Source organism: Kitasatospora sp. NPDC001603 (assembly GCF_040298365.1).
Classification (GTDB): Bacteria; Actinomycetota; Actinomycetes; order Streptomycetales; family Streptomycetaceae; genus Kitasatospora.
Genome location: NZ_JBEPAA010000032.1, coordinates 1 through 16,925, shown reverse-complemented (window position 1 = coordinate 16,925; position 16,925 = coordinate 1). Strand labels below are relative to the sequence as shown.

The following is a 16,925-nucleotide window of genomic DNA, read 5'->3' as shown; positions in this document are numbered from 1 at the left end:
AGATCACCTGCCCATCACCACGGAGCGGTACGGGTACGTGACGGTTCGTCGACGATTCCTACCGGCTGCCGAAGCCCGTGACATCGGCGCGCGGTGCCGATACGGTCTCCCCAGCAGCCGACGGAGCATCAGCTCCGGGGCGGCAAAGGGCCTTCGACCTCGGATGTCTTGACCTGAACCCGTCATTTCGGTGCCTGAAGCAGAGTCAGCCGGCCACCTCCGAAGGCTCACGACCCCCTCGGCGGCGCCCGCCGTACGCGGCCGGCCGCACCACCGCCGCGCGACCGCTCGATCCGGCCCGCCTTCACGCGGTACGCACATGTCCGTAGCGGGTCCGGCCCTTCGCCCGGATTCCGGCGGACCGGGCCGGCCCGGCCACGCCCCGGCCCCCGGATCGGCACCCGCCCCTTCACCCGCCCCTGCGCCCGGGCGAAGGGGCGCGGCGGCGGCGGCCCCGCGAGGGGTGAGAATGGACGCCATGTCCCGACGCCGCTCCGCGCCCCGCGCCGCCACCCCCGCACCCCGCCTGCTGCCCTCCTCGCCCTGCCCCTGCGGCCTGTCCGCCGCGTACGGCGACTGCTGCGGCCGCTACCACCGGGGCCTGGCCGCCGCGCCGACCGCCGAGGCGCTGATGCGCTCGCGCTTCAGCGCCTTCGCCGCCCACGACGAGGCGTACCTGCTCCGCTCCTGGCACCCCGACACCCGGCCGGACGCGATCGACGTCGATCCCACGCTGCGCTGGACCGCGCTGGAGGTGCTCTCCACCACCGACGGCGGCCGGTTCCACGCCGAGGGCACCGTCGCCTTCCGCGCCCACTACACCGAGGGCCGCGACCAGGGGATCCTGACCGAGCACAGCCGCTTCGTCCGGTACGAGGGCGCCTGGGTGTACCTGGACGCCCTCTCGGTGGACTGACCGGCCCCCGGACCGGGCCGGACCGGACCCGACCGGCCGCCGGCGGCGCACCGGCGGCGGCTACAGGTAGTCGTCCAGCCGGGCGAGGGCGAAGCCCTGCGCGGTGACGTCGTTCACGACCTTGCGGAGCAGGTCCGGCATGGTGCCCGGCCACAGGTCGGGGCCCCGGAAGTGGGTGAGGATGATGTCCCCCGCGTGCAGCCGCTGGTCGTCGTAGCGGTACTCCATGTGGTCGGGGAAGGCCTCCTCGTTCCAGAGCGGCACCGCCTCGATGCCGCAGGAGGCGGCGGCCCGCAGGGTGTCGTCGTTGTACTCGCCGTACGGGGGCCGGAACAGCCGGGGCCGGGTGCCGATCTGCCCCTCCAGCTGGTCCTGCTGGCGGCAGATCTCGTCCCGCTGCACGTCGTAGCCGAGCACCTTGAGGTTGCGGTGGTTGATGGTGTGGTTGTTCACCGCGTCGCCCTGGGCGGCGAGGTCGCGGAAGTAGCCGTAGTCGGCGCGCGCGAGGTAGTCGGCGACGAAGGTGCTGAGCGGGATTCCGAGCTCCGCCGCCATCCGGGAGAACTCCGGGTCCTTCTCCGCGCCGTCGTCGACGGTCAGGAAGACGATCTTCTCGTCGGTCGGGACGCGGTACACCACCGGCGGCCGCCCGTCCTGGAGCCGCACCCCCTGCACCGGCTTCAGCTCCGGCTTGGACACCGGTGGCCGCGGCGCCCGCAGCGGCAGCCGGTCCACCCCCCAGCGCCGCGCGGTCTCCAGCGCCTCGCGGACGGCCGTCTCCCGGCGCGCCACCGCCTCGCTGCTGGTCTCCTCCTCCGCCCGCGCCAGGCCGGGCAGCGCCAGCGGCACGGCCGGCGGCCGGGGTCCGCCCCGCTCGGCGGTGGAGGTGGCGGCCGGATCGGCCGGGGCGGGGGCGGCGCTCAGACCGGCCCGCGAGGACGGCGCCTGGTGTCCGGTCGGCGCGGCGCAGCCGGCGATCACCGCCGCCAGGCAGACCGCCGCCACGAGTCCGGTTCCGGCCCGGCGACCCCCCCTCAACCCTCCATTAATACGATGATCTGATGGTGTGTCCATGGAGCACTGCTCCCCCGCCACGCCCACCGGCCAATCCCACCGTCACCCACCCGGCGCAACACCGGTCCGCGCAGGTCACCGGGCCGTCCAGCCCGGATAACCGTTCGCGCCGGGCACCGTCCGACGCCGATAATCCGGCGCATGACCACCACCACCCCGCGCGTGAACGACCTCTGGGCCATCGAACGGGCCGATGTGAACTCCGAGGAGGCGCAGGCACTGCTGCGCGCGTACTACATCGACGTCGCCAACCGGTACTACCGGCTGTACCTGGGCCGGGACGGCACGCCCGAGGAGATCGAGACCGGTCTGGCCGACTCCCCCAGCGACGACCTCGCGGAGCCGACCGGCCTCTTCCTGCTCGGCCGCCTCGGCGGGGCCGCGCAGGCCTGCGCCGGCCTGCGGGTGCTCGACGACCGCACGGTGGAGCTGACCAGGGTCTTCGTCCGGCACGCGGCCCGCGGCACCGGCGGCGGCGGGCTCCTGCTCGCCGCCGTGGACGAGGGCGCCCGAGCGCTCGGTGCCGAGCGCGTCGTGCTCGACACCCGGCTCGACCTCGTCGAGGCCCGGGCGCTCTACACCCGGCACGGGTACCGCGAGATCCCGGCGTACAGCAGCGGGGCGTACGCCGAGGTCTGGTACGGCAAGGACCTCACCGAGCAGTAGGGGCAAGGCGGTTGACGCCGGTCGCACCCCCCGGCCGGCGGGGCGGGGGCTGGAGGGGGCAGCACGCGCGGCGGGCCCGAAGTCCAGCCCGGGCGGCGCATCCACACCGGAGATTCGTCGCGCCCCTCGGCTCGCGCGGGGCGACGGCTCGCGGCGAGCGGGCTCGGCGGGGCGGTTTCCCGTCCCCAGCTCCCGCCCCCGCCCAGGAGTCGCGTGGCGGGCGGGGGTGAGAGCATGAAGAACGGCCGCCGGACCTGGCCAGGTGCTCCGACGGCCGTGGCCCCGTCCGTCAGGGGGCGGAGCACTTCGAACGCTATGGCAGTCCGCAGCCACTCGGCTACCACGGTGGGCCGTCCGGGGGACGCCGCGTGTCGCGCGGCCGCCCGGACCGTCCGACCGATCCGCTACGATCCGTGCTCGAAAGGTCGCCCTGCGACACCGGCGGACCTCGCCGCCGCACTCCGGGACACGACACGAAAGCGGTGATCACCCTGGCCAGGCCGCGCTCCACCCTCGTCCTCGCCCTGGCACTCGCGACGGCGGTGCTCGGCGCCGCGGTGCCGCCCGGCGCGGCCGCGGCGGACGCTCCGGCCGCCGGCGTCGGTGACCCGGTCTTCCCCCGGCTCGGGAACGCCGGCTACGACGTGCAGGGCTACGACCTCGACCTCCGCTACCGCCCCGACAGCCGCACGGTCGACGGCACCGCCGTGCTGACGGCGCGGGCGCTCACCGCCCTGCCCAGCCTGGAGCTGGACGCGCTCGGCCTGGACGTGCACGCCGTCCGGGTCGACGGCCGGCCGGCCGCGTTCCGGGCGCACGACGAGAAGCTGACCGTCGTCCCGGCCCGTCCGGTGCGCCGCGACGCCACGCTCCGGGTGACGGTCGACTACTCGGCCGACCCCGCCGCGAAGCTGCCGCACACCGGCTGGGTCCCCACCCCCGACGGTTTCGCGGTCGCCGGTCAGCCGGACGGCGCGCACACCGTGTTCCCGTGCAACGACCACCCGAGCGACAAGGCCCGCTTCACCATCGCCGTCACCGCGCCGGACGCCCTGTACGGGGTGGCCAACGGCCGGCTCACCACGACCGAGCGGCGCGACGGCGGGCAGACCACCCGCCGGTACGTCTCGCGCGAGCCGATGGCCACCGAGCTGGTGCAGGTGTCGGTCGGCGACTACACGGTGCGCGAGCGCACCGGCCCGGACGGGCTGCCCCTGCGAGACGTCGTCCCGACCGCGCGCGCCGCCGATCTGGAGCCCGCCCTCGCGCTCACCCCGGGGCAGCTGACCTGGGCCGAGCAGCACCTCGGGGCTTTCCCGTTCGAGACGTACGGGCTGCTGCCCGCCAACACCGACGACCCGGCGGCCTTCGGCTTCACCGGGCTGGAGACGCAGACCCTCACCCTCTACAAGCCGAACTTCCTGCGCCAGCCCGAGCCCCTGATCGGCTCGCACATGATGCACGAGCTGGTGCACTCGTGGTTCGGCGACAGCGTCTCGCCGCGCACCTGGGCGGACCTCTGGCTGAACGAGGGCCACGCCGACTTCTACGGCCTGATGTACCGCTACGAGCGCGGCTGGCCGGACTCGGGCGGCTTCGCCACCCTCACCGACCGGATGCGCGACGTGTACGCCAAGGGCGACCAGTGGCGCCACGACTCCGGCCCGGTCGCCGCGCCGACCGCCGCCGACCTCTTCGACAGCCAGCGGTACACCGGCGGGGCCCTGGTGCTGTTCGCCCTGCGCGAGCGGGTCGGGGCGGCCGCCTTCGACCGGATCGAGCGAACGTTCCTCCGACAGCACCGGGACGGCACGGCCACCACCGCGGACTACATCCGGACCGCCTCGGAGGTGTCCGGCCAGGACCTCACCGCCTTCCTCACCGAGTGGCTCTACGGCGACCGGACCCCGGCCATGCCGGGCCACCCGGACTGGACCGTCACGCCGGTCACGCCGACCGACCGCGCCGCCGACCGGTCCGCCCCGGCGACGCGCGGCAGCGGGACGCTCTGAGCCGGTTCCCCTCCGGGGTGCCGGCCGGCCGGAAGGCGGGCTCCCCTCCCCGCCTCCCGGCCAGCCACCGTCGCCACCGCCCCGCCGTACGCCGGAGCGCGCCGGTCCGGTGCGCTCGGGCGCCCATCGCGCGCCCTGTACGACGGGGGTCCGCGGGCGCATCGTGGTCACACGGCCCGCCCGCCGCCCGGCCGAGTTCCGGCCGGCTCGCGGGCCGTCCAAGCTCCGCGCGGTGGCCGGCCCCGCCGACCCGCTCCGGACGGTGCCGAGGCCCCGCCCGCGACGCCCGGCGGGGGCCGCGGCGCCGGTCCGCGACGCACTGCTGGAAGATGTGCCCTTCCGGCAGGCAACCCGTTCGACCTCCCATCGCGTTCAGCAGCCGTGAGTAGGACGACGACGGCACGGCCACCACGGCCGGCGATGACGGCGGGACCGACGGGAGCACCATGGCGGGGGCGGCACGATGAGGGATGCGACACCGGACTTCGAGGAGTTCGTCGCCGCCCGCAGCCCGCGCCTGCTGCGGATGGCCTGGCTGCTGACCGGCGATCCGCACCTCGCCGAGGACCTGCTGCAGACGGCGCTCGCCAAGGTCTGGCCCCGGTGGGAGTAGATCGCGATCGACCGGCCGGAGGCGTACGTCCGGCGGGTGCTGGTGAACTCGCACGTCTCCTGGTGGCGGCGCCGTTGGCACGGGGAACTGCCGCACGGCGAACTGCCGGAGCAGCCCGTGACCTCGGACCCGTTCGAGGAGCTGGTGGTCGGCGAGGTGGTGGCCGCCGCCGTCCGGGCACTCCCGCCGCGGCAGCGCGCGGTGGTCGTGCTGCGGTACTTCGAGGACCTGAGCGTCGAGGAGACCGCCGAGGCACTCGGCTGTACCACGGGCACGGTCAAGAGCCAGACGCACCGGGCGCTGCAGGCCCTGCGCGGCAAGATGCCCACCCGGGAGCTGCTGCTGGAGGGGGGACGCCGTGACCTGGTCTGACCCCGACCGCCCCGACCGCCGGCCCGGACACCCCTGGCCCGGACACCCCGGCTTCGGCGACCCCGTGCTCGGCGCCCCCGACGGCCTCTCGATGGCGGACGCCGAGGTGGAGGACGAGCTGCGCGTGCTGCTGCAGCGGGCCGCCCCGCACCTGCCCGCGCCCGCCGACCGGATGGACCGGATCCGCGAACTCGCCGCCCGCAACCGCCGCCGGCGCCGGGCGGCCGGGCTCGGGGTCGGGCTGACCGGGGGCCTGCTCGCCGCCGCGCTGGCCGCCGCCCCGGCCATCGCCCCCGCGCCGACGCACACCGCCCTGCGCCCCTCGGCGGGCGGACCGGCCGCCGACGCACCCGGGAACGGGGCCCCGTCGCCGAGCCTGCCACCGGAGGGCGCGAGCCCGGCGCCGAGCGTCTCCCCGAGCTCCCTGCCCGTCGCCGAGGACGACTGGCAGGCCGTCCGGTACCCGGAACTCAATAGTGTGATCATCCGGGTGCCGCCGGGCTGGTCCACCCTGGTCGTGCGCTCCCCCGACCCGCTGCGCGCCACCGGGTACACGGCCAGCCAACCGCTGGCGGGCGGGCCCGAGTGCGCGTCCGAGCCGGGCTACTGCACGCCCCTCACCGCCCTGGCGACCGACGGCGCACTCGTCAGCATGACCCTGCTCAGGGACCCGGCCTACCTCGGGAAGATCGCGGGGACCACGATGGCCGTGCAGGACTCCACGATCGACAAGGAGTGCAGCCTCCGCGGCGGCACCAGCCAGCTCACCGGGCACCGGACCATCGCGCTGGGCGACGCCGTGGCGGTGGTCGAGCTGACCGCCTGCCTGAACCACGCGTCCACCCGGACCCTGGGCCTGGTCCAGAAGATCGTCGACTCCGTCCGGATCACCGGCGGCGCCTCGGGGGTCGCCGACGGCAGCCTGGTCGACTGAACGCGCCCGGCCCCGCTCCGCCCACCCCGCATCCCGAAGGCGGTCCCACCATGGCCCTGCCCCGTCGCACCCTCGTCGGCCTGATGCTGCTCCTACTGGGCTGCGCGCCCGCCACCGCGGGCCCGGCGGCCGCCCCGTCCGCGCCGCCGCGGCCCGGACCCCCGGCGACCCGGGCCGCGGCCGAGCCCCCGCCCCGGTGCACCCGGCGCCGCCGACACCCCGCGAACCGGCCCCGGCGGGCCTGCCGGGCCGCCGGTCCGGCCCCCGACCGGGGCGGCTCACCGCAGCGGCCCGGCAGGCCCTGGTGGTGACCGGAACGCCGCCGCCGGGCGAAGGATCCCGCTGACGGCCGCCCGCCCCTCGACGTCCTCGGCGGCGGGCCGGACATCCGTCCTCCGACGGCGGCGGGACCGCGGGTCGCGGGCGGCAGACAGCCCCGGGCCCGGCCGGGGTGACCGACCGGGCCCGGGGCGGACGGTGGTCAGTAGCGCAGCACGGCGGCGATCCGGTCACGGCCGGCGAGCTCGCCGGAGGGGACGAACTGCACCTTGGCGCCGGTGTCCAGGGCGCGCTCGACGATCTCGTCGACCATGTCGTCGCGGACGTCCGGCTCGTCGGCGGTGGTGGGCACCAGGTGGCTGTCCGTGACCCGCACCGGCTCCCAGTAGTCCTCTTCGACCGCCAGCAGCGCGGCCCGGCCCTCGTTCACGTTCTGCCAGACCTCGTCGATGCCGGCGGCCAGCGCCTTGACGCTCTGGGCCGAGTCGAGCCGCGCGTGGAGTTCGGCGACGGCCTGCTGCTCCTGCTTCGCGACGATGGGGCGGACGGCCTCGGCGACGGCGGCGGCCGAGGCGTGCCCCAGGCCGCCGCGCGGCACCTGGGCGGCGGCCCGCTTCACGGCGGTGCCGACCTCGTCCAGCAGGGCGAGCGCGGCGGCCTCGCCGAGCACGTACAGCGGGCGCGCGTCGGCCTCCAGGACCGCGGCCAGCGCGGTGTCCGCGTCCCGCAGGAAGCGCCTGGTCTCCTCGTCGCGGAAGGTGCTCGGCACGTCGCCGATCCGCTCCTTGCGCTCGACGTCCCAGTCCGGGCCGACCTGGTCCAGGGGGAAGGCGCCCGCCGTGTGCTCGGCCAGCCGCGACGCCGTACCGCCGAACAGCGCGACCCGGTCGGCGGCGACCGTCAGCACCCAGTACGGCGCGCCGGCCGCGTAGGCGGAGACGAGGTTGCGGGTCAGGAAGGTCTCGGAGAACACCACCCGGGCGGCGACGCTCCGGGGCAGCGACCAGACCTGGTGCTCGCCGGGCGCCACGAAGATCGCCAGACCGTCCTCGGCGTGCACCAGGTCGATCTCCCGCAGGGCCCGGTCCAACTGCTCCACCACGTCCAGCCGGTCCGCCCGGGACACGGCCTCGTCCGCGTGCAGCCGGTTCTTGGCCTCCGCGATCAGATTGCGCAGGCGCACCGGGTCCTGGGCGTTGTCGGGCTCGCTTCGGTGGGTGGGCAGCAGGATGGAGACGGCCGGGTAGCGCCGGGGGCGGCGCAGTTCGGCGAGGACGGCAGGCGTGAGCTCGGCTGCGTGCATCGGATGCCCTTCTTGTCGCGGTTGCCTCGACATGCTCGGCAGAATCAGATTCTCTTATGGTTTGCCAGCTTTGCCGGATTTGCCTCTCCACCCCTCCCCATCCAAACCCGCTCCTATGCCCGCCGCCACCGAAAAGGTGTCCGTATCCACGGTGGGACCGGGCGCACCGGACCCACCGGGAGGCCCGCCCCCGCTCGCGGAGGATCCGCCGCTCAGCTGAGTCGTAATCAGAACCCTCTGATCGGCGGATAGTTATGCCGTACGGCGGGCCCAGCCCCTACGCTGAGCGCGACGCGCGGCGGGCGCCGGCCGAGGCGGCGGAGCTGCACCGGCGGGTGCACGGCCACGACCACCCCGCGTGGGCGGAGAACCGGTGGCGGCTGGGCCGGGTGGTGGCGGCCGCCGGACAGGACGCGCGGACCCGCGGGCTGTTCGTCGAGGCACGGGCGGTGCTGGCCGCCCGGCTCGGCCCGGAGCACCCCCGGCTGGTACCGATCGACGCCGCGCTCGCCGGACTCGGCCCCCGCCCGCGTGACGAGGACGGGTGAAGCCGGCGGCCCGGCCGTAACCCGGGTGGCGCAGTGTCGTTGGGCGGGGCATGAAGAAGCGCAGCTTGCTCGCCGTCGCCTCGCTCGCCGTGGGTGTCGTGGCCTCCCTCACCGCTCCCAGCGCGCACGCGGGCGCGATCGGCGGCCAGGGGGACCTGTCCGGCCCGCTCCAGCAGGGCGGCACGCTGAACGCCGCGCCGGACGCCCTGCCGGGGCAGGTCGGCGACGCCGGCGGGGTGCTCGGCGAGGCCACCGGTCACGTGACCGGTCAGGCGGACGGCCTGATCGGCCTGCCGTCCTGACGCCGGTCCGGGCGGTAGCGGCCGTCCCGGCGGTACCGGCGCTCGGTGGTCAGCCGAGCGGGGCGCCGAGGTCCTGGGTCCAGTAGAGGCCGCCGGGCCCGGTGGTCACGCCGATGCCCACGTCCTTGAAGCCGCAGTCCAGCATGTTCGACTGGTGGATCCCGCCGTCCATCCAGCGGGAGACCACGGTGGCGGGGGCGGTCGGGCCCCGGTCGAGGTTCTCGCCCCACTGGGACCAGCGGTAGCCGGCCGCCGACAGCCGGGCGTCCGCGCGGGCGCCGTCGGGGTTGACGTGGTCGAAGTAGCTCCGGGCCACCATGTCGTCCGAGTGCTTCTGCGCCGCCGCGTGCAGCTTGGGGTCGATCCGCAGCGGGGCGCAGCCGACCTTGGCACGCTCGGCGTTGACGAGGTCGACCAGCTGGCGCTCCGGGCTGGGCGGCGTGGCCGGGCGCGCGGTCACCGGGGACGGCGGCGGGGTGACGGCCACCGGCGGCTCGGTGGGTGTCGAGGTCGGCGCCGGCGGGGCCGCCGGGGTCTCGGTGACGGGCGGTTCCGGTACGGACTGCACGGGTATCGCGGGCACCGGCAGGCTGTCGGGCAGGGTGTCGGGCGCGGCGCTCGGGGTGGTCGGTTCGGGCGCGGCGTGCTCGGGTCGCGGATGCGGCCAGACCAGGGCGAGGGTCGCGACGGCCAGCACCGCGGCCGTACCGCCCGCGACGGCCGTCCGGCGCCGGATCGGGCCGAACCGGCCCTTCGCTCCCCCCGGTCCGGACGCTCCCCCGGAGCCCGTGGCACCGCCCCCCGGCCCGCCGGCGGAGCCCGGCGGCGGGGAGCCGGCCGCGGCGGCCGCGGCCTGGAGCTGCAGCCCGGTGGGCGAGTCCAGCGGGATCGGCACCAGCGCCAGGCCGGCCAGCAGGCCCTCGGCGGGGAAGAGGTCCCGGCCGAGCCCGTCGCAGCCGGCGCAGCCCCGGATGTGCCGGGCGATGCGCTTGCGCCACACCGAGTCCGGGGTGCCGTCCCAGCCCGCCGTCAGCTCGACCAGCTCCGCGCAGCGCGGGTAGGCGGTGAGCGCGCGGACCACCACCCGGCCCGCCTCCAGTTGCTTCTTCATCCGCTGGACCCGGACCGCGGTGTGCTGCGGCGTCAGGTCGAGCGCCTCGGCGAGTTCGGCCCGGCTGAGTTCGCCGCAGGCCTCCAGCCACCAGAGCGCGAGCAGCTCCCGGTCGTCCGGGTCCAGCCAGCGGGTGGCCTCGGCGACCTCGCGGCGCTGGCCGGACAGCCCCAGCCGCAGGATGGTGAGGTCGGTGAAGTCGGCCCGCGGGTCGGCGAGCTCCCACGCCTCGTCGAGGCCGCCGACGGTGCTCTGCTGCTGGCCGGTGAAGCGCCGGCGGACCTGGTTCATGGTGATCGCGACCAGCCAGGAGCGGAAGGATTCGGGGTCGCGCAGCCCGTCCAGGCCGTCCAGCGCCCGGATCATGGTCTCCTGGGCCACGTCGTCGACGTCGGCGTGGCCGTTCAACGCACGGCCGGCGACGTTGTAGACCAGCGGCAACCAGGCGGCGACCAGCGCCTCCTGGGCCTGCCGGTCGCCGGACTGGGCCGCCAGCACCAGGGTCGTCCCGGTCCTGCTCTGCACGTCAACGTTCATGGGTACGCACTCCGTCTTGCCGTCATCCGTCCGCCGTTGCCTCCTGGGAGACCTCGGGGAAGTGCTCAGATAACAACAATTCGCGCGGATTCGGAAACGGGGGTTCGAGCGGGGGCGCGGAGATCAGGACGGGGAGGCGAAGACCTGGGTCCACCAGGGGCCGCCGGAGCCGGTCTTCACACCGACGCCGATCTGCTTGAAGGAGCAGTTCAGGATGTTGGCGCGGTGGCCGGGGCTGTTCATCCAGGCGTCCATCACGGCGGCCGGGTCCTTCTGACCGCGGGCGATGTTCTCGCCCCAGCTGCTCCAGCGGTAGCCGGTCGCCTCGATCCGGTAGTCCGCGTGCCGACCCTCGGGGCTGGCGTGGTCGAAGTAGTTGCGGGCCGCCATGTCCTCGCTGTGGCCTTGGGCGGCGGTGGCCAGCCGGGAGTCGGCGGTGAGCGGTCCGCACCCGTTCTGGGCGCGCTGGGCGTTGACCAGGTCCACGACCTGCTGGACGTACTGGGCCGAGGTGCCACCCGCGGGGGCGCCGCTCGCGGGGGCCGCGGTGGTCCGGGGCGGCGTCGCGGCCGCGCTCGTCGAGGCCTTCGGGGCGGTGCCGGCGCTCGCGGTGGAGGTCGGCTTGGCGGTCGCCGAGGCCGTGGCCGGGGCGGACGCGGTCGTCGCGGCGGCACCGGCCGAGGGGCTCTGGCCCGCGGCGGCCGGGTCGGACGGCGCCGGAGTCGCGGTGGCGGCGTGGGCCGGGTCGGCGGCGGAGGGGCTGTCGGTGGGCGAGGGCTTCAGCGCCGGGTCGATGACACCGGACCCGGGGATCTGGATCCCGTTGTGGTCCCCGGCCTCCGCCGCGATCTGCGGGTCCAGGGCCACCGTCCACTGCCCGTCCCGGTCGGCGGACCCGTGGTAGTAGCCGTACCCGGCGCCGGCCAGCGCGGCGATCACCCCGGTACCCGCCACCGCGGCGACCACGGCCACCACCGGGCCGACGCTGCGACGGCGGCGGCCCCGACGGCCGCGCCCCCGGTGGCGGTCGGCCGCGCGCCGTGCCGCGCGGCCGCCGTCGGAGGCGTCCGGGCCCCCGACGGCGGGGAGGATCGTCGTCCTGTCTTCGCTGTTCACCTGGGCACACTTCCTGTTCGGGCCGGCCGGTACGGGTGCCGACACCTGGGAGACCCCCCGGCGGCGCGCCGATAACAGAAAGTACGAACGAATTTCCGATGCTCCGGCCTGGGACCGATCGGGCCGGTCGGACCGGGGGGGACCGAGGCTTCCGGAGCCTGTCAGCCGGCGGCGTCCGGCGCCATGGCGTAGGTCACGAACATGGTCCGGATGGGGACCTGGCCGTCCGTGCCGCGGGCCCGGTGGCCGTCGTCGCCGGTGCTCCACCGGACGGCGTGCCGGCCGCGCCCGGCGGCGATCGCCCTGAGCCGGGCGAGCGGCGCCTCCACCGCAGCGCCGACCCGGACGTCCGCGGGGCATGACGGGCCGTCGGATCCCGTCCACTGGACGGTACGGCCACGAGGCCCGGCCGGTGCGCTACGCGGTGGCGCAATCCCTCCGGCCGCGCCCGGGGCGTGTCCTGCGATCCGGAACGGGCCGCGTCGCGGATGCTGGAGCCTCCCCGCCCGATCCGTTCGCCGGTCCGATCCGTGCCTCCCGCGTCCCGGTCGGCCCCGGTACGACCTCCGGCCCGCGCTCGGGTCCGGCCGGTTCTCGGGTCCGCCCGGTTCTCGGGTCCGACCGGCGCCGAGCCCCCATCGAGGAGCCCCCATGCTGCTCCGGCACCTGGCCCTGACCTCCCGCGCCGTGGCGGGCGAGCCCGGTCGCCGGGCCAAGACCACGCTGCTGGCGGACTGCCTGCGCGAACTCGGCCCGGCCGAGGCCCCGGCGGCGGTGGCCCTGCTCTCCGGAGAGGCCCACCGGTTGCGCACCGGCATCGGACCGGCGGCCCTGCGCGACCTGCCGCCCGCCGTCGCCGAGCCGTCCTGGGGCGTCCGGGAGACCGAGCAGGCCCTGGAGGCCATCGCCGCGGTGCACGGCCCGGGCGCCAGGGCCGAGCGGCAGCGGCTGCTGGCCGAGCTGTTCGGGCGGGCCACCGAGGTCGAGCAGGCGTTCCTGCGGGCGGTACTGGTGGGCGAGCTGCGCCAGGGCGCGCTGGACGCGGTGGTGGCCGACGCCGTCGCCCAGGCCGCGGGCGTCCCGGCGGCGGCGGTGCGGCGGGCGCTGATGTTCCGGGGTTCGGCCCGCGCCGTGGCCGAGGCCGCGCTGACCGGCGGCGTGCCCGCCCTGGAGGCGTTCCGGCTGGAGGTCGGCCGCCCGGTCCGGCCGATGCTGGCCGCCTCGGCTCCGGACGTCGCCGCCGCGCTCGACCGGATCGGCCCGGCCACGCTGGAGTGGAAGCTGGACGGCATCCGGATCCAGGTGCACCGGGACGGCCGGGACGTCGCGGTGTTCACCCGGAGCCTGGACGACATCACCGCCCGGGTGCCCGAGGTGGTCGAGGCGGCCCTCGCCCTGCCGGTCCGCTCGGCGGTGCTGGACGGCGAGGCGATCGCGCTCGGCCCCGACGGCCGCCCCCGGCCGTTCCAGGAGACCGCCGCGCGGACCGCCTCCCGGCAGGACCCGGACCGGCTGCGCGCCGAAGTGCCGCTCAACGCCTACTTCTTCGACCTGCTGCACCGCGACGGCGTGGACTTCGTGGACCGGCCTGGGCTGGACCGCTGGGCGGCCCTCGACGAGTCGGTGCCGGCCGCCCTGCGGGTGGCGCGCACCGGGACGGCGGACCGCGAGGCCGCCCTGGCCTTCTTCCGGGACACCCTGGCGCTGGGCCACGAGGGCGTGCTGGCCAAGGACCCCGCGGCCGGCTACGCGGCCGGCCGGCGCGGAGCCGGGTGGATCAAGGTCAAGCCCCGGCACACCCTGGACCTCGTGGTGCTCGCCGCCGAGTGGGGCAGCGGCCGACGGCACGGCTTCCTCAGCAACCTGCACCTCGGCGCCCGGGCCGCCGGCGAGCCCGGCCTCGGGCCCTGGGTGATGCTCGGCAAGACCTTCAAGGGCCTGACCGACGAGACGCTCGCCCGCCAGACCACCGAACTCCTCGCCCGGGAGGTCGAACGGGACTCGTACACCGTGCGGGTACGGCCGGAACTCGTCGTGGAGATCGCCTTCGACGGCGTCCAGCGCAGCCCCCGCTATCCCGCCGGGCTGGCCCTGCGGTTCGCCCGGGTGCTGCGCTACCGGCCCGACAAGAGCGCGGACGAGGCGGACACCGTGGCCACCGTCCGGGAGATCGCCGCGGCGGAGGGGCTCAGCGGGGCCGGCCCCGCCTCGGAAGGGTGATGACGGTCGGTCAAACCGCCTTTGCCAGAGCTTTGTTCGGGTTGAGTGTGGAATCGGCCATTCTGCACGAGTATGGCGACGCACCCTTCGTGTGCGACAGAGCGACGGCTACGTTGGCGTGGACGGCGGGGGGCGGCCGGCCCGGGCGATCCGGTGCCACACCACTGAGAGGTGTCCGTACATGCAGGTGAGCATCGACCAGGACCGCTGCTGCAGCTCCGGCCAGTGCGTCGTCACGGCGCCGGAGGTCTTCGAACAGGACGACCACGACGGCCTGGTGAGGCTCCGTCTGACCGTTCTGCCGCCGGCGCGGTTCGCCGACGTGCGGCTGGCCTCCGAGCTCTGCCCGGGCGGCGCGATCACCGTCGCCGAGGAGGCTCCGGAGAGAGACCGGGAGCAGACGGGCCCCGCGGCCGGTTAGGGCCCGCCGCCGGGCCGGTGCTCCCGCCCGCCGCGGGCCGCCCGCCGGCCTCCTTGAGCGTCCGTCGCCCTCCTTGACCACCCGCCGGGCCCGACCGGTCCGGCGCCCCCACCGGCCGCCGCCCACGGCGGCCTTCCCCACGTCACCCGGCGTGCGGTTCCCGGCCGCCGGACGGGCCCGCGTGTCCACCCCCCGGGGCCCGCCGCCCGTCCGCTGCCGCCCGCCCTGCCGCCCATCGCTCCGCCACGCGAGGAGACCCCACCTTGACGAGCACGCCCACCGCCCCCGCCCCCGCCCCGCTGCTGCCCGCCCCGCACGACGGCGTCTGCCCGTTCAGCCCGCCCCCCGTCTACACCGAGGCCGCCCGCGCGGGCACCGTCACCCGCGCCGCGCTGCTGGACGGCTCCTCCTGCTGGCTGGTGACCGGCTACCACGAGGTCCGCTCGCTGCTCTCCGACCGCCGTTTCAGCGCGGACGTCCGCCGTCCGGAGTTCCCGTCCTTCACCCCCGGCCGGCGGGCGATCCTCGCCGCCAACCCCAACTTCCTCCGCCTCGACGACCCCGAGCACTCCCGGCTGCGCCGCATGGTCACCGGGGACTTCCTGGTCAAGCGGGTCGAGGCGATGCGCCCCGAGGTCCAGCAGATCGTCGACGAGGCCCTCGACCGCATGACCGCGTCCGGTGCCCCCGCCGACCTGGTCGGCGACTTCGCGCTGCCGGTGCCCTCCCTGGTGATCTGCCTGCTGCTGGGCGTCCCGTACGAGGACCGGCAGATGTTCCAGGAACTCAGCCGCGTCCTGGTCAGCACCACGGTGGCGGAGGCCGAGGTGCGCCGGGCCCAGACCGAGCTGCTCGACTACCTCGGCGGCCTCGCCGCGCAGAAGCGGCGCCGCCCCGGCGACGACATCCTCAGCCGGCTCGCCGCCCGCGACGACCTCAGCCTCCGCGAGATCGCCGCCACCGGCATGCTGCTGCTGGTCGCCGGCCACGAGACCACCGCCAACATGATCGGACTCTCCACCCTCCTGCTGCTGCGCCACCCCGCGCAGGCCGCGCGGCTGACCGACCCGGCGGCCGTCCCCGGCGCGGTCGAGGAGCTGCTGCGCCACCTCACCATCATCCACATGGGGCTGCCCCGACTGGCGCTGGAGGACGTCGAGCTGGGCGGCGTCCGGATCCGGGCCGGCGACGGGGTGGTCGCGATGCTCTCCACCGCCAACCGGGACGAGGAGCTCTTCGGCGCCCCCGGCCACCTCCCCGCCGACGAGCTGGACGTGGACCGGGACGCCCGGCGCCACCTCGCGTTCGGCTTCGGCGTGCACCAGTGCCTGGGCCAGCCGCTGGCCCGGGCGGAGCTCCAGATCGCCCTCGCCACGCTCTTCCACCGGCTGCCCGGGCTGCGGCTCGCCGTGCCGGAGAGCGAGCTCACCTTCCGTTCGGACGCGTTCATCTACGGCCTGAAGGCACTGCCGATCGCCTGGTGAGACCCGCCACCGGAGCGGATCCACGCCCCGGAACGGGCATGACGCGGGCTCGGCCGGGCAGAAGGGGTGACGCAGGCACCCGTCCGGTCGCGGCCGATCCGGTCGGCCGCGACCGCGGAGCCCGGTCGGCCCCGGCGCACGGGCTCCCGGGCTCGGTTGGCCGTGGCGCGGGCACCGAGGCAGGCTGGAGGGGCGAAGCAGGAGCCCGGCCCGGCGGCCGGCCCGCACCACGGCAGGCTGTGGTGCTCTCGGGCGACCCCGGCCGGCCGAGGAGACGGAGCCCGCGATGACCGATATGAGCGCACGGTCCGAGGTGAGCGTCGATCGGGAGGAGGACATCCGCGCGGCCGACCCCGAGGAGGGCATCACCTCGATGCAGAACCAGCACGCGCAGGACACCTCGCAGGCGGAGGGCGCACCTCTGGAGGAGCCCGAGGCGTACAGCTGACCTTCCAGGACGAAGGATCTCTGACCTTCCAGGACGAAGGATCTCCACGAGGCCGCCCGCCGGACGGGCGGCCTCAGCGACCGCGGGTGTCGCTGCCCGCTCGGCGGCGGCCCGGCGGGGAAGGATGGGCGCATGAGCGAGCAGCAGCAGAGCGCATCAGCGGCGCAGGGCGGACGGCCGACCGGGAGGCCCGGGGACCCGCGGGCGTCCTGGGCCACCTGGACCACTCAGTCGATCATCAGCGGACCGGGCGGAGTCACCACCGCCGAGGTCGGCCCGATCTCCGGCGACCTCACCGTGCACACCACGTGGGTGGACGGCGAGGCCCGGCTGACCGTGCAGTACACCGGGGCGCTGGACTGGTACACCGTGGCCGGCAGCCCCGTGCCGGCGACGGACGAGATCACGGCGCGGGCGATCCACCAGGCCATGGTCAACACCGTGAAGACCGGGCGCGGGGCCTCCGCCCCGCAGGCGCCCGGCGTCTGAGGCGCACACGGGGGTGGGGGGGGGGGCGCGGGGCGGGGGGGGGGGGGGGGGGCGCCGCGGGGGGGGGGGGGCGGGCGGCC

The 16,925-nt window shown here is 76.0% G+C and carries 16 protein-coding genes and 1 pseudogene; 12 read left to right on the top strand and 5 right to left on the bottom strand.

Annotated elements, in window-relative coordinates:
* Positions 1 to 478: 478 nt before the first annotated feature.
* Positions 479 to 916 (top strand): YchJ family protein, encoded by a 438-nt coding sequence (locus ABT263_RS20705; RefSeq protein WP_352291981.1) that lies wholly within the window; start codon positions 479 to 481, stop codon positions 914 to 916.
* A 60-nt stretch (positions 917 to 976) separates the two neighbouring features.
* Here the strand turns inward: ABT263_RS20705 and ABT263_RS20700 are convergent, their stop codons facing one another.
* Positions 977 to 1,921, bottom strand: coding sequence for a polysaccharide deacetylase family protein (locus ABT263_RS20700; protein WP_352291980.1), 945 nt, complete (start codon positions 1,919 to 1,921; stop codon positions 977 to 979).
* A gap of 210 nt (positions 1,922 to 2,131) precedes the next feature.
* Between ABT263_RS20700 and ABT263_RS20695 the strand changes: the two genes are divergently transcribed.
* The 4 genes and pseudogenes from ABT263_RS20695 to ABT263_RS20680 all read left to right on the top strand — a co-directional run bounded on the left by ABT263_RS20695 (position 2,132) and on the right by ABT263_RS20680 (position 6,587).
* A complete protein-coding gene (locus ABT263_RS20695) occupies positions 2,132 to 2,656 on the top strand; it encodes a GNAT family N-acetyltransferase (RefSeq protein ID WP_352291978.1) in 525 nt (174 codons plus the stop codon).
* 491 nt (positions 2,657 to 3,147) lie between these two features.
* The gene (locus ABT263_RS20690; protein ID WP_502885832.1) at positions 3,148 to 4,668 is read left to right on the top strand and encodes a M1 family metallopeptidase; all 1,521 of its coding nucleotides are present in this window, start codon (positions 3,148 to 3,150) and stop codon (positions 4,666 to 4,668) included.
* A gap of 463 nt (positions 4,669 to 5,131) precedes the next feature.
* Positions 5,132 to 5,653: pseudogene (locus tag ABT263_RS20685) on the top strand (SigE family RNA polymerase sigma factor).
* On the top strand, positions 5,640 to 6,587 hold the full coding sequence (locus tag ABT263_RS20680; protein ID WP_352291976.1) for a hypothetical protein: 948 nt from the start codon (positions 5,640 to 5,642) through the stop codon (positions 6,585 to 6,587). Before ABT263_RS20685 ends, ABT263_RS20680 begins: the two are co-directional and overlap by 14 nt.
* Positions 6,588 to 7,068: 481 nt before the next feature.
* Here ABT263_RS20680 and ABT263_RS20675 read toward each other — a convergent pair whose 3' ends face one another.
* Positions 7,069 to 8,169 carry a baeRF3 domain-containing protein gene (locus tag ABT263_RS20675; protein WP_352291974.1) on the bottom strand — a complete coding sequence of 367 codons (1,101 nt, stop codon included), beginning with the start codon at positions 8,167 to 8,169 and terminating at the stop codon, positions 7,069 to 7,071.
* Between the two features lie 254 nt (positions 8,170 to 8,423).
* Here ABT263_RS20675 and ABT263_RS20670 point away from each other — a divergent pair, with 254 nt between their 5' ends.
* Positions 8,424 to 8,717, top strand: coding sequence for a hypothetical protein (locus ABT263_RS20670; protein WP_352291972.1), 294 nt, complete (start codon positions 8,424 to 8,426; stop codon positions 8,715 to 8,717).
* A 50-nt stretch (positions 8,718 to 8,767) separates the two neighbouring features.
* Entirely contained in the window at positions 8,768 to 9,019 is a 252-nt protein-coding gene (locus ABT263_RS20665; RefSeq protein ID WP_352291970.1) for a hypothetical protein, read from the top strand.
* Between the two features lie 49 nt (positions 9,020 to 9,068).
* Here the strand turns inward: ABT263_RS20665 and ABT263_RS20660 are convergent, their stop codons facing one another.
* The 3 genes from ABT263_RS20660 to ABT263_RS20650 form a co-directional block, all read right to left on the bottom strand.
* Positions 9,069 to 10,667 carry a sigma-70 family RNA polymerase sigma factor gene (locus tag ABT263_RS20660; RefSeq protein WP_352291968.1) on the bottom strand — a complete coding sequence of 533 codons (1,599 nt, stop codon included), beginning with the start codon at positions 10,665 to 10,667 and terminating at the stop codon, positions 9,069 to 9,071.
* Between the two features lie 123 nt (positions 10,668 to 10,790).
* On the bottom strand, positions 10,791 to 11,783 hold the full coding sequence (locus ABT263_RS20655; protein ID WP_352291966.1) for a CAP domain-containing protein: 993 nt from the start codon (positions 11,781 to 11,783) through the stop codon (positions 10,791 to 10,793).
* A 161-nt stretch (positions 11,784 to 11,944) separates the two neighbouring features.
* Positions 11,945 to 12,112, bottom strand: a complete 168-nt coding sequence (locus tag ABT263_RS20650; RefSeq protein WP_352291964.1) for a hypothetical protein — start codon at positions 12,110 to 12,112, stop codon at positions 11,945 to 11,947.
* Between the two features lie 322 nt (positions 12,113 to 12,434).
* Here ABT263_RS20650 and ABT263_RS20645 point away from each other — a divergent pair, with 322 nt between their 5' ends.
* From ABT263_RS20645 to ABT263_RS20625, 5 genes are all read left to right on the top strand, one after another.
* The gene (locus ABT263_RS20645; protein WP_352291962.1) at positions 12,435 to 14,003 is read left to right on the top strand and encodes an ATP-dependent DNA ligase; all 1,569 of its coding nucleotides are present in this window, start codon (positions 12,435 to 12,437) and stop codon (positions 14,001 to 14,003) included.
* Positions 14,004 to 14,184: 181 nt separating this feature from the next.
* Positions 14,185 to 14,424, top strand: a complete 240-nt coding sequence (locus ABT263_RS20640) for a ferredoxin (protein ID WP_352291960.1) — start codon at positions 14,185 to 14,187, stop codon at positions 14,422 to 14,424.
* Positions 14,425 to 14,687: 263 nt separating this feature from the next.
* Positions 14,688 to 15,908 (top strand): cytochrome P450, encoded by a 1,221-nt coding sequence (locus tag ABT263_RS20635; RefSeq protein ID WP_352291958.1) that lies wholly within the window; start codon positions 14,688 to 14,690, stop codon positions 15,906 to 15,908.
* Positions 15,909 to 16,194: 286 nt separating this feature from the next.
* Complete coding sequence (locus ABT263_RS20630; RefSeq protein ID WP_352291956.1) at positions 16,195 to 16,356, top strand: hypothetical protein; 162 nt, start codon at positions 16,195 to 16,197, stop codon at positions 16,354 to 16,356.
* Positions 16,357 to 16,488: 132 nt separating this feature from the next.
* A complete protein-coding gene (locus tag ABT263_RS20625; protein WP_352291954.1) occupies positions 16,489 to 16,845 on the top strand; it encodes a hypothetical protein in 357 nt (118 codons plus the stop codon).
* The last annotated feature ends 80 nt before the right edge of the window (positions 16,846 to 16,925 follow it).

What these genes read in the sequence shown, in the direction of transcription:
- ABT263_RS20640 (WP_352291960.1), top strand. Translation starts at nt 14,185, where the DNA reads ATGCAGGTGAGCATCGACCAGGACCGCTGCTGCAGCTCCGGCCAGTGC.
- ABT263_RS20695 (WP_352291978.1), top strand. Translation starts at nt 2,132, where the DNA reads ATGACCACCACCACCCCGCGCGTGAACGACCTCTGGGCCATCGAACGG.
- ABT263_RS20625 (WP_352291954.1), top strand. Translation starts at nt 16,489, where the DNA reads ATGAGCGAGCAGCAGCAGAGCGCATCAGCGGCGCAGGGCGGACGGCCG.
- ABT263_RS20660 (WP_352291968.1), bottom strand. Translation starts at nt 10,667, where the DNA reads ATGAACGTTGACGTGCAGAGCAGGACCGGGACGACCCTGGTGCTGGCG.
- ABT263_RS20645 (WP_352291962.1), top strand. Translation starts at nt 12,435, where the DNA reads ATGCTGCTCCGGCACCTGGCCCTGACCTCCCGCGCCGTGGCGGGCGAG.
- ABT263_RS20670 (WP_352291972.1), top strand. Translation starts at nt 8,424, where the DNA reads ATGCCGTACGGCGGGCCCAGCCCCTACGCTGAGCGCGACGCGCGGCGG.
- ABT263_RS20705 (WP_352291981.1), top strand. Translation starts at nt 479, where the DNA reads ATGTCCCGACGCCGCTCCGCGCCCCGCGCCGCCACCCCCGCACCCCGC.
- ABT263_RS20630 (WP_352291956.1), top strand. Translation starts at nt 16,195, where the DNA reads ATGACCGATATGAGCGCACGGTCCGAGGTGAGCGTCGATCGGGAGGAG.
- ABT263_RS20675 (WP_352291974.1), bottom strand. Translation starts at nt 8,169, where the DNA reads ATGCACGCAGCCGAGCTCACGCCTGCCGTCCTCGCCGAACTGCGCCGC.
- ABT263_RS20665 (WP_352291970.1), top strand. Translation starts at nt 8,768, where the DNA reads ATGAAGAAGCGCAGCTTGCTCGCCGTCGCCTCGCTCGCCGTGGGTGTC.